The following is a 23041-nucleotide window of genomic DNA, read 5'->3' on the forward strand; positions in this document are numbered from 1 at the left end:
TACGCCCTCGGCGAGGGGCGCATCAACACCCTGTGCTCCGTTATCCACCCGCTCATGGGGGGCTCAGAACAGGAAGTAACGCTGCGCCATCGGCAGCACCTCGGCCGGTTCGCACCACAGCAGTACGCCGTCGGCCTTGACCTGATAGGTCTGCGGGTCGACCTCGATGTCAGGCAAGTAATCGTTGTGGATCAGGTCGGTTTTCTGCACCGAGCGGCAACCCTTGACCACGGCGATCTGCTTTTTCAGGCCCAGGGCTTCGGGCAATCCGGCGTCCTGGGCGGCCTGGCTGATAAAGGTCAGGCTGGTAGCGTGCAGGGAGCTGCCGAAGCTGGCGAACATCGGGCGGTAGTGCACCGGTTGTGGTGTCGGGATCGAGGCGTTGGCGTCGCCCATCAGGCTGGAGGCAATCGCGCCGCCCTTGAGGATCAGTGTCGGCTTGACCCCGAAAAAAGCTGGGCGCCACAGCACCAGGTCGGCCCATTTGCCGACTTCGATAGACCCGACGATATGGCTCACGCCGTGGGTGATCGCCGGGTTGATGGTGTACTTGGCGATGTAGCGCTTGATGCGGAAATTGTCGTTGCCCGGGCCATCGCCAGGCAGGGCGCCGCGCTGGCGTTTCATCTTGTCGGCGGTCTGCCAGGTGCGCGTGATCACCTCGCCGACACGGCCCATGGCCTGGCTGTCGGAGCTGATCATCGAGAACGCGCCGAGGTCGTGCAGGATGTCTTCGGCGGCGATGGTTTCGCGGCGGATGCGGCTTTCCGCGAAGGCTACGTCTTCGGCAATGCTCGGGTCCAGGTGATGGCAGACCATCAGCATGTCCAGGTGTTCGTCGATGGTATTGCGTGTGAACGGCCGCGTCGGGTTGGTGGAGCTGGGGAGCACGTTGGCGAAGCCGCAGGCCTTGATGATATCCGGCGCGTGGCCGCCACCGGCACCCTCGGTGTGGTAGGTGTGGATGGTGCGGCCCTTGAGCGCGGCCAGGGTGGTTTCAACGAAGCCGGACTCGTTGAGGGTGTCGCTGTGGATCGCCACCTGCACGTCGTATTGGTCGGCGACGCTCAGGCAGTTGTCGATGCTCGCGGGTGTGGTGCCCCAGTCTTCGTGCAGCTTCAAACCGATGGCGCCGGCCTTGACCTGTTCGATCAACGGCTCCGGCAGGCTGGCGTTGCCCTTGCCGGTAAAACCGATGTTCATCGGGAACGAATCGCTGGCCTGGAGCATGCGCGCCAAGTGCCAGGGGCCGGAGGTGCAGGTGGTGGCGTTTGTGCCCGTGGCCGGCCCCGTGCCGCCGCCGATCATGGTGGTGACGCCGCTGGTCAGCGCTTCTTCGATCTGCTGCGGGCAGATGAAATGCACGTGGCTGTCGATGCCGCCGGCGGTGAGGATCATGCCCTCACCGGCGATCACTTCGGTACTGGCGCCGATGGCCATGGTCACGCCGGGCTGGATGTCCGGGTTGCCGGCTTTGCCGATGGCGTGGATGCGCCCGTTCTTCAGGCCGACATCGGCCTTGACGATGCCCCAGTGGTCGATGATCAGCGCGTTGGTGATCAGCGTGTCGACGACTTCATGGGCGAGTAATTGGCTTTGACCCTGACCGTCGCGGATGACCTTGCCGCCGCCGAATTTGACTTCTTCGCCGTAGACGGTGAAGTCCTGTTCGACTTCGAGAAACAGGTCAGTGTCGGCCAGGCGGACTTTGTCACCGACGGTGGGGCCGTACATGTCGGCGTAGGCTTGTCTGGAGATCTTCATGTGTCTGCCCTGAAATATTTGTGTTGAATGTGAAATAGCTATCGCAGGCAAGCCAGCTCCCACATGGGACTGTGTTCACACATTTGGATTTGTGAATACAGTCCCATGTGGGAGCTGGCTTGCCTGCGATGAGGCCCTAGAGATCACCCATAATGCGTCCGGCAAAACCGAACACCCGCCGCCCACCGCTCAAATCCACCAACTCGACCTCACGACTCTGCCCCGGCTCAAACCGCACCGCTGTCCCCGCCGGAATATTCAAACGCATGCCACGGCTCGCCGCACGGTCAAACGTCAGCGCGTCATTCGTCTCGAAAAAATGATAATGCGAGCCCACCTGGATCGGCCGATCGCCGCTGTTGGCTACGCCAAGGGTGACGGTACGGCGGCCGACGTTGAGTTCGATCTCGCCAGGCTGGATCTGATATTCGCCAGGAATCATGCAGGTTGCCCCAGGGTCTTGAAGTAGATAGCGGTCGGGCTGTAGCGCCCGTCCGGGCTTTGGCAGTAGTCGGGCAGTTCGCCGACCTTGGTGTAGCGCAGCGACTGGTAGAAGGCTTCGGCGCCGGAGCCAGCCTCGGTGTCCAGGTACAGCAGGCCACGTTTGTGCTGGCGCGCGGCGAGTTCCAGGGCGTTCATCAATTGCTGGCCCAGGCCATGGCGCCGAGCGCGGCTGTGCACCAGCAGTTTTTGCACCTCGGCGCGGTTCAGGCCGTTGGCCTTCTGGCACAGCGCCAACTGCACGCTGGCGATCACCTCTTCGTCGCGCACCACCACCCACAGCAGCAGGCTGGCGTCTTCAATACTCGCCTGCACGCCGTTCAGATAAGCACGCGCTTGAGCCTCATCGAAATCGGCCATGAAACCCACTGAAGCGCCATGCTTGACCGCGTCCAGCAACAGCTCGATCAAGCCCAGGCGGTAGTGGGCAAAACTTTCAGCATGGACTCGACGCAGTTGAGCAGCGTTCATCGGTGTCACTCCTGGGGCGGTTCTGCGCCCGGATTCAAGGCAAGCTGCATAAAGGTGAGGTCGAGCCAGCGGCCAAACTTGATCCCCACTCGCGGCATCTGCCCGGTGGTGATGAACCCCAGGCGTTCATGCAGGCGGATAGAGGCCTGGTTGCCACTTTCGATGGCGGCGACCATCACGTGTTTGCCGCAGGTGCGCGCGCGTTCGATCAGCGCTTCCATCAAGCGCGGGCCCAGGCCCTTGCCGCGTTGGTCGTTGCGCACGTACACCGAGTGTTCGACGCTGTAGCGGAAGCCCTCGAACGGGCGCCAGTCGCCAAACGCGGCGTAGCCCGTGACTTCGCCGTTTTCCACCGCCACCAGGATCGGATACCCCAAAGCCTGGCGCGCGCTGAACCAGGCCTGACGGTTGGCCAGGTCCACCGGTTGTTCGTTCCAGATCGCCGTCGTGTTCAGCACCGCATCGTTGTAGATGTCGCGGATCGCAGGCAGGTCCTGCTCGGTTGCATCACGAATCATGGCCGGGCCTCACGCGATGGGTTGGTGGACGGTGACCAGCTTGGTGCCGTCGGGGAAGGTGGCTTCTACCTGGATATCCGGGATCATTTCCGGGATGCCTTCCATCACCTGCTCGCGGCTGAGCAGGGTGGTGCCGTAGTGCATCAGGTCGGCCACGGTGCGGCCGTCGCGGGCACCTTCCATCAAGGCGGCGGAGATGTAGGCGATGGTTTCCGGGTAGTTGAGCTTCACCCCGCGCGCCAGGCGGCGCTCGGCTACCAGGCCGGCGGTGAAGATCAGCAGTTTGTCTTTTTCCCGTGGGGTCAGGTCCATGGTTCAAGGTCTCTCTTAGACAGCATTCTTATCAACAATGGAGATCCAGTGTGGGATCTTCATGTGCTCCAGATTCTCGGTGATACCGCTTCCCTGCCTAATACGGCCGGGCGCAACACGCGCCATAAATCAATCAACCACCCCCGTGCCAGCAGCGCTTCGCTGGCCAAACAACGGGCCACCAGCAAGCCGGGCAATTGGGTGAGATCGCCACGCACCGCGTGGGGCAGGGCGCGGCAGGTTTCCAGTAATTCAGGGTCAATATCAGCGGTCAGCAACAGCGTGGCAAACACCGGTTGTCCGTCCAGGCCGATAGGTGAATCGAGCAAACCGTCGGCGCCCACAATGCGCTGGCGCTCATGCCAGAGCAACTGACCGTCGCGGCGGATATCCAGGTGCGACTGGAAGTGGCCCAGGTCAAAACGCTCGCCACTGGCCGGGCGACCGAGGGCGACCACGTCCCAGTAGAACAGTCGCGCATCGCCTTGCAGCTCAATGCGCGTGGTGAGTTCGGCCTGGGCGGCGCTGAATACAATGGTTTCCTGGGGTAGCCATTCCAGCGTCGCGCCGGCTTCGACCCTGAGGTCGAGCTGCTGAAACGCCGGCCCGTTGGCGCGGTACCACTTGGCCGCGCCGGGGCTGGTCAACTGTGCCCAGGCACCGGCACCGACGTGGGCGCTGATGTCCAGGCGATCGCCACCGGCAATCCCGCCCGGCGGGTGCACGATGATGTGCTGGCACACCTCGGGGCCTTCGGCATACAGGTGTTTTTGCACGCACAGCGGGCCGAGGTGGCGACGCATCACCGGGCGCGTGGTGTCGCCGAAACGCGCGTAGCCGAGTTCCAGCTCGGCGTGCCAGCTGGGGGTGAACAGGGCGGAAGTAATGGGCAGGTTCATGTTGTGTGCTTATCGTCAGGACGCTACAGGTTAGATCGTAACCAGGCCGCGTACACCCTCGCTTTCCATATTTTCACCACGGCCCTGCTGCACGATTTCACCCCGGGACATCACCAGGTATTGATCGGCCAGTTCCGCGGCAAAGTCGTAGAACTGCTCGACCAGCAGGATTGCCATATCGCCACGCTCAGCGAGTTTCTTGATCACCGCGCCGATCTCCTTGATCACCGACGGCTGGATGCCTTCGGTGGGCTCATCGAGGATCAACAGGCGCGGACGGCTGGCCAGGGCCCGGCCGATGGCAAGTTGTTGTTGCTGGCCGCCGGACAGGTCACCGCCACGGCGATGCTTCATTTGCAGCAACACCGGGAACAATTCGTAGATGAAGGCGGGCACTTCCTTGGCTTCTGAACCCGGAAAACGCGAGAGCCCCATCAGCAGGTTTTCTTCCACGGTCAGCCGACCAAAAATCTCCCGGCCCTGGGGCACGTAGGCAATCCCAGCATGCACGCGCTGATGCGGCTTGAACCCGGTGATGGCCTTGCCTTCCCAATTCACCACGCCTTCCTTGGAGGGCAGCAGACCCATCAGGCATTTGAGCAGGGTGGTCTTGCCTACGCCGTTACGGCCGAGCAGGCAGGTGACTTCGCCGACTTTCACATCAAAGGACAGCCCGCGCAGGATGTGGCTACCGCCGTAATACTGGTGCAACTTATCGACTTGCAGCATATTCAACTCTCCTCAGCGACCGAGATAGACCTCGATCACCCGCTCATTTTCCTGCACCTGCTCCAGCGACCCTTCGGCCAGCACGCTGCCTTGGTGCAACACGGTCACGTGGTCGGCAATCGAGCCGACAAACCCCATGTCATGTTCCACCACCATCAGCGAGTGCTTGCCCGCCAGGCGCTTGAACAGTTCGGCGGTGAATTCGGTTTCGGCGTCGGTCATGCCCGCTACCGGCTCGTCCAACAGCAGCAGTTGCGGGTCTTGCATCAGGAGCATGCCGATCTCCAGGAACTGCTTCTGGCCGTGGGACAGCAAGCCGGCCGGGCGCTGTGCCGAAGCGGTGAGACGAATGATGTCGAGCACTTCATCGATACGGTCCTTCTGCTCACCGCTCAGGCGTGCGCGCAGGCTGGCCCACACCGATTTATCGGTCTTCTGCGCCAGCTCCAGGTTTTCAAACACGCTCAGGGCTTCGAATACCGTGGGCTTCTGGAACTTGCGCCCAATGCCAGCCTGGGCGATCTGCACTTCGCTCATACCGGTGAGGTCGAGGTTTTCGCCAAACCAGGCGGTGCCATGGCTGGGGCGGGTCTTGCCGGTGATCACGTCCATCAGCGTGGTCTTGCCCGCGCCGTTGGGGCCGATGATGCAGCGCAATTCGCCGACGCCGATGTACAGGTTCAAATCGTTGAGAGCCTTGAAGCCATCGAAGCTGACGCTGATGTCTTCCAGGGTCAGGATGGTGCCGTGGCGGGTGTTCAGGCCCTTGCCGGCGGCCTGGCCAATGCCGATGGCATCGCGGCCGCTGCCTGCGTCGAAAATAGGTTCAAGCATTACGTTCCTCATTTCTTCAGCAGACCGATAACGCCCTTGGGCAGGTACAGGGTGACGATGATGAACAGCGCCCCGAGGAAGAACAGCCAATATTCCGGGAAGGCCACGGTGAACCAGCTCTTCATGCCATTCACCATCCCTGCGCCCAGCAGCGGGCCGATCAACGTCCCTCGCCCGCCCAAGGCCACCCACACCGCCGCTTCAATCGAGTTGGTCGGCGACATTTCACTGGGGTTGATGATGCCCACTTGTGGCACATACAGCGCCCCGGCCAACCCACACAACACCGCGCTCAACACCCACACGAACAGCTTGAAGCCACGTGGGTCGTAGCCGCAGAACATCAGGCGGTTCTCGGCGTCGCGCAAGGCGGTCAGCACCCGACCGAACTTGCTCTTGGCCAGGCGCCAGCCGATGTACAGGCTCGCCACCAGCAGCAGCACCGTTGCCACAAACAACACTGCCCGCGTGCCCGGCTCGGTAATCCCAAAGCCGAGAATGCTGCGGAAATTGGTGAAGCCGTTGTTGCCGCCAAAACCAGTCTCGTTGCGGAAAAACAGGAGCATCCCGGCGAAGGTCAGGGCCTGGGTCATGATCGAGAAATACACGCCCTTGATCCGCGAGCGGAAGGCGAAGAAACCAAAGACCAGTGCCAGCAGACCAGGCGCCAGCACCACCAGGCACATGGCCCAGAGGAAGTGCTCGGTGCCGACCCAGTACCAGGGCAATTCCGTCCACGAGAGGAAGGTCATGAACGCCGGCAACTCATCGCCGGACGCCTGGCGCATCAAGTACATGCCCATCGCATAGCCGCCCAGGGCAAAGAACAAACCGTGGCCGAGAGACAACATACCGGCATAGCCCCACACCAGGTCCAGCGCGAGGGCGACGATGGCGTAGCAGAGGATCTTGCCCACCAGCGTCAGGGTGTAGGCCGACACATGCAGCGGGTTTTCCGGTGACAGCAAGGAACACAACGGCAGCGCCAGCAGCAGGATCAGGATCACTGCGCCGACGGCAATCGTCACCTTGGGGCCGGCCTTTTGCGCGGCCGTAAGCATCAATGGCTGGTTCATCAGTCGATCACCCGTCCTTTCAGTGCGAAGAGTCCCTGCGGGCGTTTCTGGATAAACAGAATGATCAGCGCGAGGATCAGGATTTTGCCGAGCACGGCACCGATCTGTGGTTCCAGAATCTTGTTGGCGATGCCCAGCCCGAAGGCGGCCATGACACTCCCGGCCAACTGGCCGACGCCGCCGAGCACCACGACGAGGAACGAGTCGATGATGTAGCTCTGGCCCAGGTCCGGGCCGACGTTGCCGATCTGACTCAGCGCCACACCGCCCAACCCGGCAATGCCGGAACCCAGGCCAAACGCGAGCATGTCCACGCGGCCTGTCGGTACGCCGCAGCACGCGGCCATGTTGCGGTTCTGGGTCACGGCACGCACGTTGAGGCCCAGGCGAGTCTTGTTCAGCAGCAGCCAGGTCAGCACCACCACGCACAATGCGAAAGCGATGATCACAATGCGGTTGTACGGCAGCACGAGGTTGGGCAGCACTTGAATCCCGCCCGACAGCCATTCGGGGTTGGACACTTCGACGTTCTGCGCGCCGAACACCAGGCGCACCAACTGGATCAGCATCAGGCTGATGCCCCAGGTGGCCAGCAGGGTTTCCAGCGGCCGACCGTACAGGTGACGAATCACCGTGCGCTCCAGCGCCATGCCGATGGCAGCGGTGACAAAAAACGCCACCGGCAGCGCGATCAGCGGGTAGAACTCAATGGCTTGCGGCACGTAGCGCTGCATCAGCATTTGCACCACATACGTGGAGTAGGCGCCGAGCATCAGCATCTCGCCGTGGGCCATATTGATCACGCCGAGCAGGCCGAAGGTGATCGCCAGGCCCAGGGCCGCCAGCAACAGAATCGAGCCCAGGGACATGCCGCTGAAGGCCTGGCCGAGGAGCTCGCCGACCATCAACTTGCGTTTGACCTGGGCCAGGCTGGTTTCGGCGGCGGTGTGCACGGCGGCATCGGTTTCGACGCCTGGTGCCAGCAGCGCCTCAAGGCGGGTGCGGGCCAGTGGGTCGCCGGTGTTGCCGAGTAAGCGCACAGCGGCAAGGCGCACCACGGGATCAGGGTCGACCAGTTGCAGATTGGCCAACGCCAGGCTGAGTGCCGTGTGCACGTCCTCATCTGTTTCGGCGGCGACCTGCTGGTCGAGGAATTTCAGCTGCGCAGGTTGCGCGCTTTTTTGCAGGGTTTGCGCGGCGGCGAGGCGCACCTTGGGGTCGGCGGCGAGCAGTTGCTGGCTGGCCCGTACGTTGTCGATCAAGCCGCGCAGACGGTTGTTCAGGCGGACGGTTTTGGTCTCGCCGTTGACGGTGAGTTGGCCTTGTTGCAAGGCGTCCACCAACTCGATACGCGCCGGGTCAGGCTGCGCAGCCCAGTCCTGCAGGAGCTTGGCTTGTTGGGTCGGGTTGGCAGACAGGAAGTCTTCGGCGTCGCTGGCGTGTGCGGCGAAAGGCAGCAACAGCAGGGTAGCCAGGATGAAGCGGTAGAAGGCAGTGGGCATATTCGTGGGCCTTGCTCGAACTAATGTGGGAGCCTGGCTTGCCTGCGATAGCGGTACATCAGACAAACCGAGTCGTCTGCATCGCAGGCAAGCCAGCTCCCACAGGGTGTGTGTCTGCACTCAAGTGCCGACACCCCTCGGATCAGTTGCTCTTCACGGCATAATCCGGCTTCTTGTCATTCCCCGGAATGTACGGGCTCCACGGCTGCGCCCGGATCGGTTCCTGGGTCTGCCACACCACCGAGAACTGCCCGTCAGCCTGGATCTCGCCGATCATCACTGGCTTGTGCAGGTGATGGTTGGTCTTGTCCATGGTCAGGGTGAAGCCGGACGGCGCAGCAAAGGTCTGCCCGGCCAGTGCTTCACGCACTTTGTCGACGTCGGTGGACTTGGCTTTTTCAGCCGCCTGCGCCCACATATGGATGCCCACGTAGGTGGCTTCCATCGGGTCGTTGGTCACGGCTTTGTCGGCGCCCGGCAGGTTGTGTTTCTTCGCGTAGGCTTTCCAGTCGGCGACAAATTTCTTGTTGACCGGGTTCTCCACCGACTGGAAGTAGTTCCAGGCAGCGAGGTTGCCCACCAGCGGCTTGGTGTCGATGCCGCGCAGTTCTTCTTCACCCACCGAGAACGCCACCACGGGTACGTCGGTGGCTTTCAAACCCTGGTTGGCCAGTTCCTTATAGAACGGCACGTTGGAGTCGCCGTTTACGGTGGAGATCACAGCGGTCTTGCCGCCCGCCGAGAATTTTTTGATGTTGGCCACGATGGTTTGGTAATCGGCATGGCCGAACGGGGTGTAGACCTCTTCGATATCTTTATCCGCTACGCCTTTGGAATGCAGGAACGAGCGCAGGATTTTATTGGTGGTGCGTGGGTACACGTAGTCGGTGCCCAGCAGGAAGAAGCGTTTGGCGCTGCCGCCTTCTTCACTCATTAGGTATTCCACTGCCGGAATCGCCTGCTGGTTCGGCGCCGCACCGGTATAGAACACGTTTGGCGACATCTCTTCGCCCTCGTATTGAACCGGGTAGAACAGCAGGCCGTTGAGCTCTTCGAACACCGGCAATACCGATTTACGCGACACCGAGGTCCAGCAACCGAACACCACGGCGACCTTGTCCTGGGTCAGCAACTGTCGGCCTTTCTCGGCGAACAGCGGCCAGTTCGACGCCGGGTCGACGACCACAGGTTCGAGCATCTTTCCGTTTACCCCACCCTTGGCGTTGATCTCGTCGATGGTCATCAATGCCATGTCTTTGAGCGACGTTTCGGAGATCGCCATGGTGCCGGACAGCGAATGCAGGATGCCGACCTTGATGGTCTCGGCAGCCTGGATCGTCCAGGTCATGCCCATGGCGGCGATGGATGCCGAAAGAGTGAAAGCCTTGATCAAGCTGCGACGCTTCATGGTGCGATCTCCGTGACCGATATTTTTATGGGTGGCAGATGAGGGACGTTGCAGAGGTGATAGCAAGGGGTGTGCCGAAGTCGCAAAAGCCTTGAACAGATGGCGTGGCGGGGTAGCGCAAGGTTGCTAGCGCACCAATGTGGCTCCCGGTTGCAGCGGGTGGGCACGGGTCTGTGCCGTAATGGTGCGTGCTGCCAACGCCGGACAACGGTGAGCGCTGATCCCGCAGGCTACTTATCTACCGATTGAAAGACGCGCCCCGCCCTAAGAATGAGGGGCCGGGCGCTATGCCCAGGCATTCTTTCAAGGAGTTGAAATGGCTATCAGATTGTCACGTGAAGAACGCGCTGCGAGTTCGAACCGGGGGGCGGCCAAGCTGCCGCCGCTGAGCCCTGCGTTTGTGAATGAAGCGGACGCCGCCTACTGGGCACACCAGGCAATCGGCGACCGGCGCGATGTCGAGTACGGTGGGGTGATTGTGCGCAGTTCCGCCGGTGACTATTTCGCGACCCAGCCGGTGGCGGGGGCGGGTATGCAGTTTGATCTGCGCGCGGTATTGGGCATCAGCGCCGATGGCTACTATCTTCAGCCAGCGGGCTATACCTGTGTCGCCAGCTACCACTCACACCCTGCGCAGCATGAGTTGATTCTCCAAAGAAACGCCAGTTTTGATGAGCGCATGGCCAAAGCGTTTCTGGGCTTTTTGTCTAGCACGGACTTTTACCGGGATGTGCATGATCGCGACTTTTTCCCATCGTCCTACTTGTCCGGGCCGGATGGCTCGCTGATCCGCCATACCCCCTCCGGTACGCCGGCAGAATTCAGTTTTGCCTTGTGGGTGCAGGCTGGGAAGCCGCCCAATAGCCCGGTGGGGGTGTATGGCGGGTTTGATGAGTTCGTCAAAAAAATAGCCACGTTCGGCTCCTTGAGCTTGATTGTGCCCACCGCGTTGTGGGGCGGCTCCGTTGGCCGAGTACCGGCCGATTGGGTGGTATTCGAACCTTTTTCGTCGTCAGCGCTGACCGAGCAGCCACTGTTCACTGCCGTCTTTGCCCAGGCGCCGTTGGCGCTGGCGGCAGCGCTCTCTTCACCGTCGGCACAGCCTACGGAGCCGCGCGTTGGCGTTGTGCTCAAGCACATCAGCGAAGACCGTTTTATCGCGACCATCGCGTCGCCCAAGCGTGAGCCTTTGTTTGCGCTGGATGCATTGTTTCCAAAGGGGCCTGGCGGCGTGTTGGTGTTGCCTGCCCAGTATCGTCTGGAGGCCATTTACTTCAAAGACTGGTACGAGAAGGATGCCGTGGCGGCGAAAGAGCGCTGGCTGGCCAGCGCGTTCTTTTCTCCTGCACAAGTGGTGGCCGCTATTCGTCAGGGGCAAAGTACGCTGGCCCTGCAAAACCCCAGCCGCGGTCTTGACCTCTACATGCGTGCCCATGACGACGCGTTGCTCAAGCTCAAGGTGCCGTCGACAGCACTGGTCACCGAGCTGTTCAAGCCAGATAGCGACGGCCTAATCAGTGACAACGGCGCCCAGGCTGCACTGGTCGCCGGTACGCTGACACCGCGCAACTATTTACGCAGGGTGATCCAAGCCACTGAGCTGTGGGTGGTGCAGGCGGGTAACTTATGGCGTGATGTTGGGCGCGTGGATACGCACTCGCCGCTGTTGGCCCCGAAGTATCCGCAGGCCTTTGGGCGCTCGTTTCTCAGCGCTCGTGATGCGGCTCTGCACGCCCATGAACAAATCGGCAGCCGACGCAGCCTCTATTACGGCGGGTATGTGCTCAAGGGGGCAGACGGCCGTTTCGTGGTCACGCCGCCCCTGCAAAGCATGGGACATCCGTTTTCGTCCACGCTGTTTTTTCCCGTGGGTGACCAAGGGGCGCTGATCCCGATGGAGGATTATGAGCTGCACGCACGCTACGGCTCGCATACGGCGCTGTCGATGGTCCATCCGAACTGGGTCATGCAACGTGGCTGGACGCAGGAAGAAGCGCTGATCAACCTGCAAGTGTTTTCCGATGACGAGATGTACTCGATCATCTCGGATGAACGGGTGGCCTACCTGTCCGGGGCGCAGGATTGTTTGTTGGAGTACGCGCCGACCAATTCGCCTCAGGAACAGTTGCTGCTGGCCAATATTGGCCCTCCGGCCGGGGAGAACCGACTCGGGCGGCGACTCGATCGCGGTGTGATCAGGCCGGCTGATTGGGTGCGGCGACTGGCGGTTGCAGGGGAGTTCAAAATCATCCAGGGCAACACGTTGTGGGGCCCACGTGGGGTTGTCTACAGTGATTGGTCGCCTAACTTCACCTATGCACCCAGGTTCGGACCACTCGATTACGTCCTCTATAGTGCGGTGTTCTCCAGTGGCGATGATGCTGCGCGTAACCTGCATGCGCGTTTGCAGGAACGCACAGTTCCCGAGCCGGCCTGCTATGCGTACATCCTTAAGCATAAAGACCTGCCGCAGTACATTGCGACCGAAGCGGTGGGCGCCGTCAACGCAGGTGCGCTGTTTGAGTTCAATCGCTTGTTCGCTCGCAACCTACGTAATGAACCGATATTGCCCGAGGGCTATGAGATGCACGCCTTGTTCCGGTCGCAGCATTGGTCGCCGCCGTGGCTGAAGGGGGCGAATGCGTGGTTGACGCAGTATTTTGTTACGCCGGAAGTGTTGCTGGTCGCGTTGACCGAAGGCCTGCGCGGTAGAGCGCAGAGTCTGCCGGTTTACTTTTCCAACCTTGACGGTGCGCTTTTGCGCTATCAGCCATCATTGATCGACGTGAAAGCCGGAGGCCTGGCGGACAACGTGCTGGGGATCGCAAGCACGCAGTTGGAGTCCGGCAAGAAAACGGCGTTGGAGTTTGTTCAGGAATGGATCGCCAAGGGCATGCTTTACGTGGTGCGCGGCAGTCAGCTCTGGGATAGGAGCGGGCAGGTCAAGCCGACGTGGAGTGGCTATGAAACGCTGACGCCTCGACGCCTGAGCCCGGCGTTTGCCTCACCGGATGATGCGGCACGCCATGCCGCGGTTGCGGTCGGCAGCAGGCAGCGCCGGACCTACGGTGGCGTCATCCTCAGGCTGACCAATGGCCTGTTTGTGGCAACTGAACCGTTGCTGGTCCCGGCTCAAGGCCCAACACTGGAGTGGATCTACCCTGACCCCGTGATTGCGACTGGCCTCTATCCAGGGGGCGCGACCCTTGCGGCTTTCTACCAGTCCCGGATGGAACAGGAGGTGCAGATACTGTTGTCGGCTTCTCAAAAAGTCCTTTATCAAAGCATGATCCCCACGGCGGTTTTGGGCAGGCTGCTGACCCGTGAAGCGCACGTTAAACGCCAGTATGTGTTCGGGCCAAATGGCACGATCCTCAGTTATCAGTTGACGGGCGATGTCGAGGAAGCGCTGTTGAGAAACAAGTTGGTCGCTACAACCCCTGGCGCTGGCGACTTGAGTGATAACCCCATCGAACGACAACTGCGCAGTGGAGCACTGCTACCGCAGGCATTTATCGATCAAGTGGCACGGGCCGGCAATTTGCGTGTGGTGGAAGGCAATGCAGTGTGGGGCAGTCCCAGACGGATACAAATCGGGTTTGTGCCGAATCAGTACCGCGCTGGCCCATTGGAGGTGCGCGATGCTGAAGCCGACTCACCGTGCGGCCCGATCTTTACCCGCGCACTCGATGCGGTTCGGCATGTCTACCGTAATTGGAACGCACAGGCTCAGGTTGCCGTCGGTTATGTGCTCAAGGCGTTTGGCAAGGAGCTGTACATGACGACCCTGCCGCTTGTCAGAGACCGTTATGACGATTTGAAACCGGTCTTTGTCAAGGGCCAACTACCCCAAGGCTATGTGTTGGCGGGTTTGTACTTGTGCGCGTCGACCGAAACCATCGCTGCCGCTGACGATGAAATGGCCCAGCACTTCTTTGCGCCGCCGGCCATCTCCAAAGCGTTGTCATTCATGACGACGCCACGCAACGGCGAGGCATTGCCGCTGTACCTGCTATGCGCTGACCGTGCACTGCTTTGGTATACCGTGCCCAAGAGCGCGCCCGTGTCCGAATGGGCAAGCAATGTGAGCCACGATTCGGCGCGACTGCGCGAGGGCTCGTTAACCGTACTCGACTATGTGCGCCGGCTGGCAGCCATGGGGGATTTGCGCATCCGGGTCACCAGTGAAATATGGGGGCGCAAGGAGCAGGTCACGACGCTATGGTGGCCCAAGCGGCCGCCGCATTCGTTCACTGCCGACCCCCATTTCCATTCATTTTGCGGGCCGTTGTTTTTTTATGCCGATGACGCAGCCCGTTACGCTCAGCGATTGATCGCGCCCTTTGCCGGTAAAACGTACCTAGGCGCGGTGCTGATGCCTCCGAAAATGACCGGGTTTGTCGCGATCGATCCCGTGGAGGACAGCCCCGGTTTTGGTAACAGTACGCTGGAGTTGCTGTTCTGGATGGGGCATGCCGGGTTCGACGTACCGGCTGAGAATGTGCTGCGCAATTACAAAGTTGCGGCGGTGCATGCCTTCTACAAGTCCATCCCGTCGAAGCCCAATCTCAAGCCGCTTGACCTCGTCCTGTTACCTAATTTTATCTCCAGCGACGTACTGAACCGCTACCTGTCTGTGGTGCTGAGTAACCAGCCCGACGCCGAGCGTATTTACCTGTCCTGCCAGCATGGTGCCCTGCTCAAGTACATACCGGCGCTGACGGCGGCCGAGTCGACGATACTCAGTGCCCGGCCAGCGCCTTCCCCGAGTGCGCTGGTCAGTCGTTTGAGGCAACTGGGCAGCCTGTCGGTGCTGGTCACTGATACGTTCTGGAGAAAACGTGGGCCGTTGGGTGATGAATGGGCCGCGATAGATCCGGATGTAGGCGAGCCCTGGTATGGCCATCAAAAAGATGAGCTTTGATGACGGCGTTTGTGCGCTTCATCGTGAACCTGAGACCGATTGATGCTGGCCAAAAAAGCGTGACAGCACCAGGCGATCCAGCGCCCACACGACGATCAGCGATGCACCCACCAGCGGAAAAATGATCGCCAGCCCGAGCATGATCACCATCGCGGTTTTCCATCTCGGCAGGTCATGGCGTAACGGCGGAACCCCCAGGCCGCCCTGTGGCCGGCGCTTCCACCAGATCACTACACCGCTGACGGCACTGAGCAGGATCATCAGGCAGATCAGCAACACGATGATCTGGTTGATCGGCCCGAACATCTTGCCTTCGTGCAGCATCACGCCGGTTTCGGTGGCGCGGGCGACCAGGTTGTAGTGCTCCCAACGCACATCGGCGAGCACCTTGCCGGTGTACTGGTCCACATGCAGGGTGGCGTCGTTGCGCGGATCGTTGGCGAACACCGCAACGGTGAACACGCCTTCGGCGGTGGTGGGGAAGGTGATGCTGTAGCCGGGCTCGACCTTGCTCGCGGTGGCCAGGTCGACCACCTGTTGCAGGCGCAAGGTGGGCGCGGCCGGCGCGGAGTGCATCGCGCCGTGATTCATGTGCTCGGCGTGGTCGCCGGACATCGGCATCGGGGTGTTTTCCATGGCCCAGGGCACGGTCTGTTGCGTTGCGGTATTGAGTGCTCGCGCCTGCTGGTCGGACTGCGGCACGTTGTTCCACATGGCCGCCGGGAACCTGTTCCACAGGTCGGCGTATTGCTTGCCCCAGAAGCCGGTCCAGGTCATGCCGCTGAGCAGCATCACCAGCAACAGTGACGCGCCCCAGAAGCCGGTGACCGCATGCATGTCGCGCCAGAACACCCGGCCACGACTGCTGAACCGCGGCCACAAAACGCCTGCCGAAGACTTGCCGCGCGGCCACCACAGGTACAGGCCCGACACCACCAGCATCACGCCCCAACCGGCGGCGAGTTCCACCAGGCGGTCGCCGACGGTACCGATCATCAGCTCACCGTGCAGCGCGCGGGCGATGGCTTGCAGGTTGTATTTGGCGTCCTGCTCACCGAGCACGGTGCCGCGATACGGGTCGACGAAGACCGTTACTTCGTGGCCGCCGTTATGCATCACGAACTGCGCGCTGCTGGTGGCGTTGGCCGGCGGCAGGTATTTGCTGATGGCGCCCTGAGGGTAAGCGGCCTTGGCGCGTTGCAGTTGTTCGTCGGCGCTCAGGGCGTGTTCGGCGGCGGGTACGGTGAGCAGGTTGCCGTACATCAGCGGGTCGAGCTGGGGTTTGAACAGGTAGATGATGCCGGTGAGGGCCAGCAGCACCATGAAAGGCGCGACGAAGAGGCCGGCGTAGAAGTGCCAGCGCCAGGCCAGGTTGTAGAAGGAAATTTTTTGAGTGGTCATCAGGTGCTCCGCAAAGGCTTTAATTTTTGTCGTCAGGTATGCCGCTATCGCGGGCCAGCCCGCTCCCACAGGTGGATGCATTTCGCCTGTGGGAGCAGGCTTGCCTGCGATGCTTTTAGAAGCTCATGTCCACCTTGGTCCACAGGGTGCGACCAGGCTCCTTGATGGCCTGCGGGTCATTGGCCGGGTAGCCGAACCCGGCATTGCCGGCCAGGTTCAAGTGCTCGGCGTAGGCCTTGCCAAACAGGTTGTCGACGCCGCTGCTGACCTTGAAGTGCTTGTTGATGCGGTACGCCGCGTTCAACGAGAACACGCCAAAGCCGCCGCTCTTGTCGAAGTCCTTGCCGACCACGTTGCCCTTGTTCTGATCGATGCGGTTCTGCGCGGCGACCACGCGCCACAAGGCGCCAGCACTCCAGTCGTCCTCGCTGTAGGTGAGGCCCAGGCGTGCGTCCAGCGGCGGCATTTGCGGTAGCGCCCTGCCGTCGCTGCTGTTCTTGCCCCAGGCGTAGGCGAGGGTGGCGTCGGCCTTCCAATGGCGCGTCAGTTTGTACGCCGCGCCCAGTTCGCCGCCCATGATGCGAGCGTCGACGTTACGCGCCTGTGAGGTGGTGCCCATCATCCCTGGCCTGTAGTCGAACAGGATGAAGTCCTGCACCCGGCCGATGTAGCCCGAGGCCCAGGCTTCAAGCGCCTCGGCTTTGTATTGCGCGCCGAAGTCGAGCTGGGTGGTTTTCTCTGGCTTTACGCCGTCAAAGGCATTCACCGAACCCGCCGCGCCGGTGTTGGGGGAAAACAGCTCCCAGTAATCCGGGAAACGCTCCGAGTGGCCCAGGCCCGCGTAGAGGGTGGTAGGGCTGTCGGCCAGGTCGTGTTCATAGCGCATAAAGCCGGACGGCAGGGTATCGGCGCGGGTGTCATCGGCGGTTGGGTTGGCGCGGGCGCTCATGCCGGAACCGGTGGTTTGCCTGAAGTCCTTGGCCGAGGCGCGATCCAGGCGTGCGCCTGTGATCAGGCGGTCACGGTCGGCGGCGTACCAGGTGAGTTCGCCGAACACGCCGTAGTTGTGGAAGTTGGCGTCCTTGACCTTGGGGAGATCCTTGTAGGTGTCGATGCCCATGCTGCTGCGCTGGCGGTGTTCGTTGGTCTGCGCGTCCAGGCCGCTGATCAGTTGCACATCGGCCCAGCGCCAAGTGGCCTTGATCCGTGCACCGAGGGTACGGCGGTCGACGTTGGAGGCCATCGGCCCAGCCATCATGCCGGTGCCGGAGGGCGTGCGCAGGCTGTAGTTGTCCATCACGTGGTCGGCGTAGTTGTAGTAGACCTGGGCCTCGACCTTATCCAGCACGTCGCCGATGTTGGACTTTTCGAAGCGCAGCCCCAGGCTTTCACGCAGGAACTGCGAGCCGTCCATACCGCGCCCGGCGTAGCGTGCCTCGCCATCGCCACGGCCGGCGGTGAGTTCCAGCAGGGTGTCGGCGTCGGGGGTGAAACCGACGGCTACATCACCGTTCCACTTGTCGTAGCGCGAGGCGACGGTGTCGTTGTTGCCGTCCTTGTAGTCATCGGCATGCGCCTGGTTGCCAATTACACGTACATAGCCCAGCGGCCCACCGGCGGCGGCATCGATGACCTTGTCGAAGCGTCCGTTGGAACCGGCCAGCACACTGGCGTTGAGGCGCGTGCCCAACTCGCCGAACTGCTCCGGCTCGCGCTCGAACAACACGGTGCCAGCGGATGCGCCGGGGCCCCAGAGCACGGTTTGCGGGCCTTTGATCACGGTCAGTTTGTCGTAGGTTTCCGGCGAGATGTACGAGGTGGGCGCATCCATACGGCCGGGGCAGGCGCCGAGCATCATGCTGCCATTGGTGAGGATATTCAGGCGTGAGCCGAACATCCCGCGCAGCACCGGGTCGCCGTTGGTGCCGCCGTTGCGCACCAGCGCAAAGCCCGGGATGGTCTTGAGGTAGTCACCGCCGTCACTGGCGGGCACCGGTTGACGCGGGTCCTTGGGGTTGGTGACCACGGTCAGCGGCGAGCTGGGGGCGATCGCGGTGATGACGGTGGGGGTGAGCTCGTGCTCGGCGTGCTCATCGGCATGCGCCTGTGGAACCAGAAGAGCGCCGCATAGAACGGCGAACACAGGAGTGCTTCCCAAACGGGTGTCAGCAGAAAACCTGGACATGACAAATTCCATCAATCAATCGTAAACAACACGGCCAGCAGCCTGCGGCTGTCTGTCTAAAGTCGGCCGGGGTGAAGTAACGGTGCTAAGTGCTTACGAGGCGATGGGCGGCGCGCGACTGCGGGCGCCGGGGAAGATGCTCTGCCGGGCGTGGCCCAGGCGCGTGGCGGCGGTGAGGGCGTTGGCAGGTGCCGGGCTGCTTAGGGTGAACGTTGAAATGCCGCCAGGCAGGGCGGGGCAGCTGTAGAGCAGGTCGCAATAGCCGCACTTGGACCAGAGGGCGTGGTGTTCGTCAGCGGCCTTTTTGTGATGGGAATCGCCATGGTCCATCGGCATTTCCATCGACATGCCGGCGTGATGATCCATCGGCATCGCTTGGGAAATCAGCGGACCGATAAAGATCATCAGCATGGCGAACAGGCTGATCCAACTGCCGCGCATTACGCGGTGGCGTGGAGACAGCCTGGCGCGAGGGGCGCCCATCTGGAGTCTGCCTATTGGGCGTGTTTATGCTCGTGTGTGGCCATTGGCGGCACCTTCTGCACCGACACTTCCACCTCGACCTTGCCGGCCTTTTCGAAGGTGAGGGTCAGCGGGAATTGCTTGCCGTCGGCCAACAGGCTGCGGTCTTTGAGGCCGAGCAGCATCACGTGATACGCCATCGGCGCAAAGGTCAGCTCGCCTTTTGCAGGTACGGCGACGCTGGGCACCTGCTGCATCTTCATCAGGTCGCCCTGCATCACATGCTCATGCAGCTCGGCCTTGTCGGCCACTGGCGTCTCGACGCTGAGCAGACGGTCCGGGGTAGCACCGGTGTTATGAATCACGAAGTACGCCGCAACAGTCGGCGCGTTGGGCGGCAATTCCTGGGACCAGGGATCGCTGACCAACAGGTCGCCGGCCTTGTAGTCATCGGCATTGGCAGCACTGAACACCGGCAGCAACAACGCAGCCAGAAGCAGGGAAGATTTGAGCATGGCAGTTCTCCAGAACGGTTCTAAACGCAGTTCACTTGCGAAGAAGATCAGACCGTTGGAGAGGCACGGGGGTTGAGGCTCGGCCATTGCTGGCGCGGGGTAGGGTTTTGCAGTGGGGGCTGCGGCAGGTTTTGCACCGCCTCGAACCGCGTGACATACAACTGCGGCACATGCCCCGGCAACGCCACCAACGGCGCCGAGCCTGAGCAACACCAGCAATGCTGCATGGTGGAGTGATCGTCCTGTTGTGGCGCCGGAATTTCCAGCGTGCCCAGGGCAATGGTCTTCAGGCTGGCGCCATTGGAGGAACAGAAACTGCCCCAGAGCAGTCTCTTGACCGGATCATCGGCTTGCTGCATCGCACTGGCCATCGGCATGGCAAAGGCGTTGAACAGCACTGCAAGGCAGGCGATCCAGGCGATTGCAAAGCGTTGACGGGCCATGGCGGACAATCCGTAGGGTTAAACGATCAGGGGGGTATTTAGCCTGATCGGTGGGGATAAGTAAAAAGGGTGGGTGTGGTTTGGTGTCGCAGTGACTGGTTACAGGATAGACGGGAACCACGGATTGCCAATTTTTGCAGATTGGGCGCGATGCTCAAGGTGCTGCGCAAACCTGTGGGAGCTTGCTTGCCTGCGATGGCATCGGGATCTGCGCATTTTTTAATGGCTTAAGAGCAATTTGTAGTGAGCGGGCTTGTCCCGCGCTGGGCTGCGAAGCGGCCCTAAAACCTGGCATCGCGTGTTACCTGAAAAGCGCGGTGGCCTTATTGGGGCCGCTTCGCAGCCCAGCGCGGGACAAGCCCGCTCACTACATTGTGTCGACAGCGTCGACACAATGGGTGACGTAGGGCCGCAAATTATGCAGTGGGAACTCCGTGGACCTGCATATCAACACCCAGGGCTTTTCTAATCACCGCAAAAATTGCCGCGAGGTTATCCATGCTTGGATTGCCACTGGCCGACAGCATTCGGTGCAGGCTTTTACTCGGTTTGGCCGTTTCTTTCGCAAGGCCTTCAAAGCCTACTGTGGCGTTGACCAGATCACGCAGAATGACACGTGAAACTTCCGGCTCACCATTTAGAAACAACGTAGCAGCCTCATCAAGGAGAGCCTGGGCAAATTCAGGGTCGCGCTGAGCACGTTCGGCGATGGTGTGTTTGTAGCTGCGGGTGAGCGCCATGTCGGTTACCTCTGTTGTTTCAATTTCTTGTCACGCTGATGTTCATTGATCAGCGACTTCACGACTTTGATATCGCGCTTTTGACTGGACTTGTCGCCACCACCGAAAAGGATGATTAGTCGGTGGGCTTCTTGTATCAGATAGATTCGCAGGCCTGGTCCCCAGTCGATGCGGTATTCGCCCAACCCATCGAACCACTTGATGTTGCTGGTGTTGCCCATTTCAAGTCGAACCAAAGCGGTGGAAACTCTGGTGGCTGCCGGCACACTCAAGGATGAAAACCACTCATCGAACGGGCTGGACTGGTTATCGCGTCGGTATTCTTCAATCTCAATCATTAGCCGTCCTGAAGGTAACAAATAGGTTACTAATCAAGCAAGCGAGCGATCCTGACTTACCGAATGAAATTTGCCAACGCGATGAGTGTTTCATCAGGCGACAAGAGTTCCCGATCTACTTGAGCCAACACGGGCCGCTTCAACACCAACACCGGTACTCCGCGCTCCCGCGCCACCTCCAACTTCGGCTCGGTTGCGCTGCTGCCGCTGTTCTTGCTGATCAACACATCGATCTGCCGTCTTTCAAATAGCGCCCGTTCGTCTTCAATCAGAAACGGTCCGCGTGCGCCGATCACTTCACACCGCTCATTCCCCGGATACACATCCAGCGCACGCAACGTCCAGAACTGTTCCGGCGGGATTTCATCAAGGTGCTGCAACGGCTCACGCCCCAACGTGAACAATGGGCGTTTGAAGGGTTTGAGCGCTTCGATCAACGAGGTCCAATCACCCACCTCGCGCCAATCATCCCCCGCCTGCGGCTGCCATGCCGGTCGGCGTAACGCCCAGCACGGCACATGGCTTAACTGCGCAGCCTCGGCGGCATTGCGGCTGATCTGCGCCGCATACGGATGAGTCGCATCGAGAATCAAGCTAATCGCCTCATCCCGAACAAACTGCGCCAAACCCTCAGCGCCACCGTAACCGTCGACCCGCACTTGGCAGGTCAGATCAGTAGGCACGCGGCCAACGCCGGCCAAGCTGTAGATATGCTCCGGCCCCAAGGTCCGTGCGATAGCCAGCGCTTCAGTCACGCCGCCCAGCAGCAGGATGCGCTTCATAGCGGCTTGACCACTTCCAGCAAGGTGATCGGCAACGCCTGGCGCCAGGTATCGAATTCCCCCAGCGGCTGAGCCTGAGCCACATGGATGCGCGTCAGTTCGCCGCCGTGCTGCGCGCGCCAAGCCGTCAGGGTCATTTCACTTTGCAGGGTCACTGCGTTGGCGACCAATCGCCCCCCAGGCCGCAGGTGTTGCCAGCAGGTGTCGAGCACGCCTTCGCGAGTAACGCCGCCGCCGATGAAGATCGCGTCCGGTGCTTCCAGGCCGAGAAGCGCATCGGGCGCCTTGCCGCGAACCAGTTGCAAGCCAGGCACGCCAAGGGCGTCGCGGTTGTGTTCGATCAGGCCTTGGCGGCCCGCATCGCCTTCAATCGCCACTGCACGGCAGCTCGGATGAGCGCGCATCCATTCAATCCCAATGGAGCCGCTGCCCGCGCCCACATCCCACAGCAGTTCGCCGGGCATCGGGGCGAGGCGGGCGAGGGTCATGGCGCGCACGTCGCGTTTGGTCAGTTGGCCGTCATGTTTGAACGCCGAATCCGGCAGGCCGGCGAGGCGCGACAGGCGCGCAGTATTCGCGTCGGCCAGGCAGTCGATGGCGACCAGATTCAAATCAGCGACCAAGCTGTGGCCCCACGCCTGCGCCAGCCCGTCGAGACGCCGCTCATCCGTGCCGCCCAAGTGTTCAAACACGCTCAACCGGCTCGGCCCGAACCCGGACTCAGCCAGCAACGAGGCAATCAACGCAGGGCTGCGACCGTCATTACTCAACACCAACAACCGCACACCACTGGCCAGATGCGCATTCAGCGCCGCCAACGGCCGCGCCACCACGGATAACGTCACCACCTCCTGCAACGGCCAGCCCAGCCGCGCCGCCGCCAGGGACACCGACGAAGGCGCCGGCAATATCAGCAACTCATCCACCGCCACCTGTCGCGCCAAACTCGCTCCCACGCCATAAAACATCGGGTCGCCGCTTGCCAGCACACACACAGGTTCCCCGCGCCGCGCCAGCAACGGTTCCAGCGAAAACGGACTCGGCCACAACTCGCGCTCGCCACGAATACACACGGGCAACAGGTCCAACTGACGCTGACCCCCTATAATCCGCGAGGCGCGCAACAGGGCATGCCGGGCATTCCTGCCCAGCCCCTTGAAGCCGTCTTCACCGATGCCTACAACCGTCAGCCAGGGCGACATATGAATTCCTTGAACGACATCCGACGGGCAGGCTT

At 61.4% G+C, this 23041-nt stretch carries 21 protein-coding genes; 1 reads left to right on the top strand and 20 read right to left on the bottom strand.

What is annotated here, in order from left to right; genetic code table 11:
- Positions 1–63: 63 nt before the first annotated feature.
- The 11 genes from ureC to urtA all read right to left on the bottom strand — a co-directional run bounded on the left by ureC (position 64) and on the right by urtA (position 10014).
- Positions 64–1764, bottom strand: a complete 1701-nt coding sequence (gene ureC / locus AB4O35_RS08895; protein WP_065874314.1) for an urease subunit alpha — start codon at positions 1762–1764, stop codon at positions 64–66.
- A 136-nt stretch (positions 1765–1900) separates the two neighbouring features.
- Entirely contained in the window at positions 1901–2206 is a 306-nt protein-coding gene (locus tag AB4O35_RS08900) for an urease subunit beta (RefSeq protein ID WP_065874313.1), read from the bottom strand.
- Complete coding sequence (locus AB4O35_RS08905; protein ID WP_065874312.1) at positions 2203–2736, bottom strand: GNAT family N-acetyltransferase; 534 nt, start codon at positions 2734–2736, stop codon at positions 2203–2205. Before AB4O35_RS08905 ends, AB4O35_RS08900 begins: the two co-directional genes overlap by 4 nt.
- Positions 2737–2741: 5 nt before the next feature.
- The gene (locus tag AB4O35_RS08910) at positions 2742–3254 is read right to left on the bottom strand and encodes a GNAT family N-acetyltransferase (RefSeq protein ID WP_065945535.1); all 513 of its coding nucleotides are present in this window, start codon (positions 3252–3254) and stop codon (positions 2742–2744) included.
- A gap of 9 nt (positions 3255–3263) precedes the next feature.
- Entirely contained in the window at positions 3264–3566 is a 303-nt protein-coding gene (gene ureA / locus AB4O35_RS08915; protein WP_003171437.1) for an urease subunit gamma, read from the bottom strand.
- Positions 3567–3625: 59 nt separating this feature from the next.
- A complete protein-coding gene (locus AB4O35_RS08920) occupies positions 3626–4465 on the bottom strand; it encodes an urease accessory protein UreD (protein WP_065945534.1) in 840 nt (279 codons plus the stop codon).
- Positions 4466–4495: 30 nt separating this feature from the next.
- Entirely contained in the window at positions 4496–5194 is a 699-nt protein-coding gene (gene urtE / locus AB4O35_RS08925; RefSeq protein ID WP_049710245.1) for an urea ABC transporter ATP-binding subunit UrtE, read from the bottom strand.
- Between the two features lie 12 nt (positions 5195–5206).
- Positions 5207–6040 carry an urea ABC transporter ATP-binding protein UrtD gene (gene urtD / locus AB4O35_RS08930; protein WP_175402997.1) on the bottom strand — a complete coding sequence of 278 codons (834 nt, stop codon included), beginning with the start codon at positions 6038–6040 and terminating at the stop codon, positions 5207–5209.
- Complete coding sequence (gene urtC / locus AB4O35_RS08935) at positions 6037–7104, bottom strand: urea ABC transporter permease subunit UrtC (RefSeq protein ID WP_065945532.1); 1068 nt, start codon at positions 7102–7104, stop codon at positions 6037–6039. The genes urtD and urtC overlap by 4 nt, the downstream gene beginning before the upstream one ends.
- Positions 7104–8606: an urea ABC transporter permease subunit UrtB gene (gene urtB / locus AB4O35_RS08940; protein ID WP_065879924.1), complete on the bottom strand. Its 1503-nt coding sequence runs from the start codon at positions 8604–8606 to the stop codon at positions 7104–7106. Before urtB ends, urtC begins: the two co-directional genes overlap by 1 nt.
- 142 nt (positions 8607–8748) lie before the next feature.
- Positions 8749–10014, bottom strand: coding sequence for an urea ABC transporter substrate-binding protein (gene urtA, locus AB4O35_RS08945; RefSeq protein ID WP_065874307.1), 1266 nt, complete (start codon positions 10012–10014; stop codon positions 8749–8751).
- 316 nt (positions 10015–10330) lie between these two features.
- Between urtA and AB4O35_RS08950 the strand changes: the two genes are divergently transcribed.
- Positions 10331–14938: a DUF4329 domain-containing protein gene (locus tag AB4O35_RS08950; protein ID WP_065889068.1), complete on the top strand. Its 4608-nt coding sequence runs from the start codon at positions 10331–10333 to the stop codon at positions 14936–14938.
- 18 nt (positions 14939–14956) lie between these two features.
- Here AB4O35_RS08950 and AB4O35_RS08955 read toward each other — a convergent pair whose 3' ends face one another.
- The 9 genes from AB4O35_RS08955 to AB4O35_RS08995 form a co-directional block, all read right to left on the bottom strand.
- On the bottom strand, positions 14957–16339 hold the full coding sequence (locus AB4O35_RS08955) for a PepSY-associated TM helix domain-containing protein (protein WP_065945531.1): 1383 nt from the start codon (positions 16337–16339) through the stop codon (positions 14957–14959).
- Between the two features lie 115 nt (positions 16340–16454).
- On the bottom strand, positions 16455–18524 hold the full coding sequence (locus AB4O35_RS08960; protein WP_065945530.1) for a TonB-dependent copper receptor: 2070 nt from the start codon (positions 18522–18524) through the stop codon (positions 16455–16457).
- 93 nt (positions 18525–18617) lie between these two features.
- A complete protein-coding gene (locus tag AB4O35_RS08965; RefSeq protein ID WP_065909658.1) occupies positions 18618–19007 on the bottom strand; it encodes a DUF2946 domain-containing protein in 390 nt (129 codons plus the stop codon).
- 11 nt (positions 19008–19018) lie between these two features.
- Positions 19019–19501 carry a copper chaperone PCu(A)C gene (locus tag AB4O35_RS08970; RefSeq protein WP_049710236.1) on the bottom strand — a complete coding sequence of 161 codons (483 nt, stop codon included), beginning with the start codon at positions 19499–19501 and terminating at the stop codon, positions 19019–19021.
- 47 nt (positions 19502–19548) lie between these two features.
- The gene (locus AB4O35_RS08975; RefSeq protein ID WP_065874302.1) at positions 19549–19944 is read right to left on the bottom strand and encodes a DUF2946 domain-containing protein; all 396 of its coding nucleotides are present in this window, start codon (positions 19942–19944) and stop codon (positions 19549–19551) included.
- A gap of 416 nt (positions 19945–20360) precedes the next feature.
- Positions 20361–20684: a helix-turn-helix domain-containing transcriptional regulator gene (locus tag AB4O35_RS08980; protein WP_049710234.1), complete on the bottom strand. Its 324-nt coding sequence runs from the start codon at positions 20682–20684 to the stop codon at positions 20361–20363.
- 5 nt (positions 20685–20689) lie between these two features.
- Positions 20690–21022, bottom strand: a complete 333-nt coding sequence (locus tag AB4O35_RS08985) for a type II toxin-antitoxin system RelE/ParE family toxin (protein ID WP_058423566.1) — start codon at positions 21020–21022, stop codon at positions 20690–20692.
- A 56-nt stretch (positions 21023–21078) separates the two neighbouring features.
- Positions 21079–21804 (bottom strand): cobalt-precorrin-6A reductase, encoded by a 726-nt coding sequence (locus AB4O35_RS08990; RefSeq protein ID WP_065945529.1) that lies wholly within the window; start codon positions 21802–21804, stop codon positions 21079–21081.
- Positions 21801–23006 (bottom strand): bifunctional cobalt-precorrin-7 (C(5))-methyltransferase/cobalt-precorrin-6B (C(15))-methyltransferase, encoded by a 1206-nt coding sequence (locus AB4O35_RS08995; protein ID WP_065945528.1) that lies wholly within the window; start codon positions 23004–23006, stop codon positions 21801–21803. The genes AB4O35_RS08990 and AB4O35_RS08995 overlap by 4 nt, the downstream gene beginning before the upstream one ends.
- Positions 23007–23041 lie beyond the last annotated feature (35 nt).

Source organism: Pseudomonas sp. H1_A03 (genome assembly GCF_054685145.1).

What these genes read in the sequence shown, in the direction of transcription:
- ureC (WP_065874314.1), bottom strand. Translation starts at nt 1,764, where the DNA reads ATGAAGATCTCCAGACAAGCCTACGCCGACATGTACGGCCCCACCGTC.
- AB4O35_RS08900 (WP_065874313.1), bottom strand. Translation starts at nt 2,206, where the DNA reads ATGATTCCTGGCGAATATCAGATCCAGCCTGGCGAGATCGAACTCAAC.
- AB4O35_RS08905 (WP_065874312.1), bottom strand. Translation starts at nt 2,736, where the DNA reads ATGAACGCTGCTCAACTGCGTCGAGTCCATGCTGAAAGTTTTGCCCAC.
- AB4O35_RS08910 (WP_065945535.1), bottom strand. Translation starts at nt 3,254, where the DNA reads ATGATTCGTGATGCAACCGAGCAGGACCTGCCTGCGATCCGCGACATC.
- ureA (WP_003171437.1), bottom strand. Translation starts at nt 3,566, where the DNA reads ATGGACCTGACCCCACGGGAAAAAGACAAACTGCTGATCTTCACCGCC.
- AB4O35_RS08920 (WP_065945534.1), bottom strand. Translation starts at nt 4,465, where the DNA reads ATGAACCTGCCCATTACTTCCGCCCTGTTCACCCCCAGCTGGCACGCC.
- urtE (WP_049710245.1), bottom strand. Translation starts at nt 5,194, where the DNA reads ATGCTGCAAGTCGATAAGTTGCACCAGTATTACGGCGGTAGCCACATC.
- urtD (WP_175402997.1), bottom strand. Translation starts at nt 6,040, where the DNA reads ATGAGGAACGTAATGCTTGAACCTATTTTCGACGCAGGCAGCGGCCGC.
- urtC (WP_065945532.1), bottom strand. Translation starts at nt 7,104, where the DNA reads ATGAACCAGCCATTGATGCTTACGGCCGCGCAAAAGGCCGGCCCCAAG.
- urtB (WP_065879924.1), bottom strand. Translation starts at nt 8,606, where the DNA reads ATGCCCACTGCCTTCTACCGCTTCATCCTGGCTACCCTGCTGTTGCTG.
- urtA (WP_065874307.1), bottom strand. Translation starts at nt 10,014, where the DNA reads ATGAAGCGTCGCAGCTTGATCAAGGCTTTCACTCTTTCGGCATCCATC.
- AB4O35_RS08950 (WP_065889068.1), top strand. Translation starts at nt 10,331, where the DNA reads ATGGCTATCAGATTGTCACGTGAAGAACGCGCTGCGAGTTCGAACCGG.
- AB4O35_RS08955 (WP_065945531.1), bottom strand. Translation starts at nt 16,339, where the DNA reads ATGACCACTCAAAAAATTTCCTTCTACAACCTGGCCTGGCGCTGGCAC.
- AB4O35_RS08960 (WP_065945530.1), bottom strand. Translation starts at nt 18,524, where the DNA reads ATGTCCAGGTTTTCTGCTGACACCCGTTTGGGAAGCACTCCTGTGTTC.
- AB4O35_RS08965 (WP_065909658.1), bottom strand. Translation starts at nt 19,007, where the DNA reads ATGGGCGCCCCTCGCGCCAGGCTGTCTCCACGCCACCGCGTAATGCGC.
- AB4O35_RS08970 (WP_049710236.1), bottom strand. Translation starts at nt 19,501, where the DNA reads ATGCTCAAATCTTCCCTGCTTCTGGCTGCGTTGTTGCTGCCGGTGTTC.
- AB4O35_RS08975 (WP_065874302.1), bottom strand. Translation starts at nt 19,944, where the DNA reads ATGGCCCGTCAACGCTTTGCAATCGCCTGGATCGCCTGCCTTGCAGTG.
- AB4O35_RS08980 (WP_049710234.1), bottom strand. Translation starts at nt 20,684, where the DNA reads ATGGCGCTCACCCGCAGCTACAAACACACCATCGCCGAACGTGCTCAG.
- AB4O35_RS08985 (WP_058423566.1), bottom strand. Translation starts at nt 21,022, where the DNA reads ATGATTGAGATTGAAGAATACCGACGCGATAACCAGTCCAGCCCGTTC.
- AB4O35_RS08990 (WP_065945529.1), bottom strand. Translation starts at nt 21,804, where the DNA reads ATGAAGCGCATCCTGCTGCTGGGCGGCGTGACTGAAGCGCTGGCTATC.
- AB4O35_RS08995 (WP_065945528.1), bottom strand. Translation starts at nt 23,006, where the DNA reads ATGTCGCCCTGGCTGACGGTTGTAGGCATCGGTGAAGACGGCTTCAAG.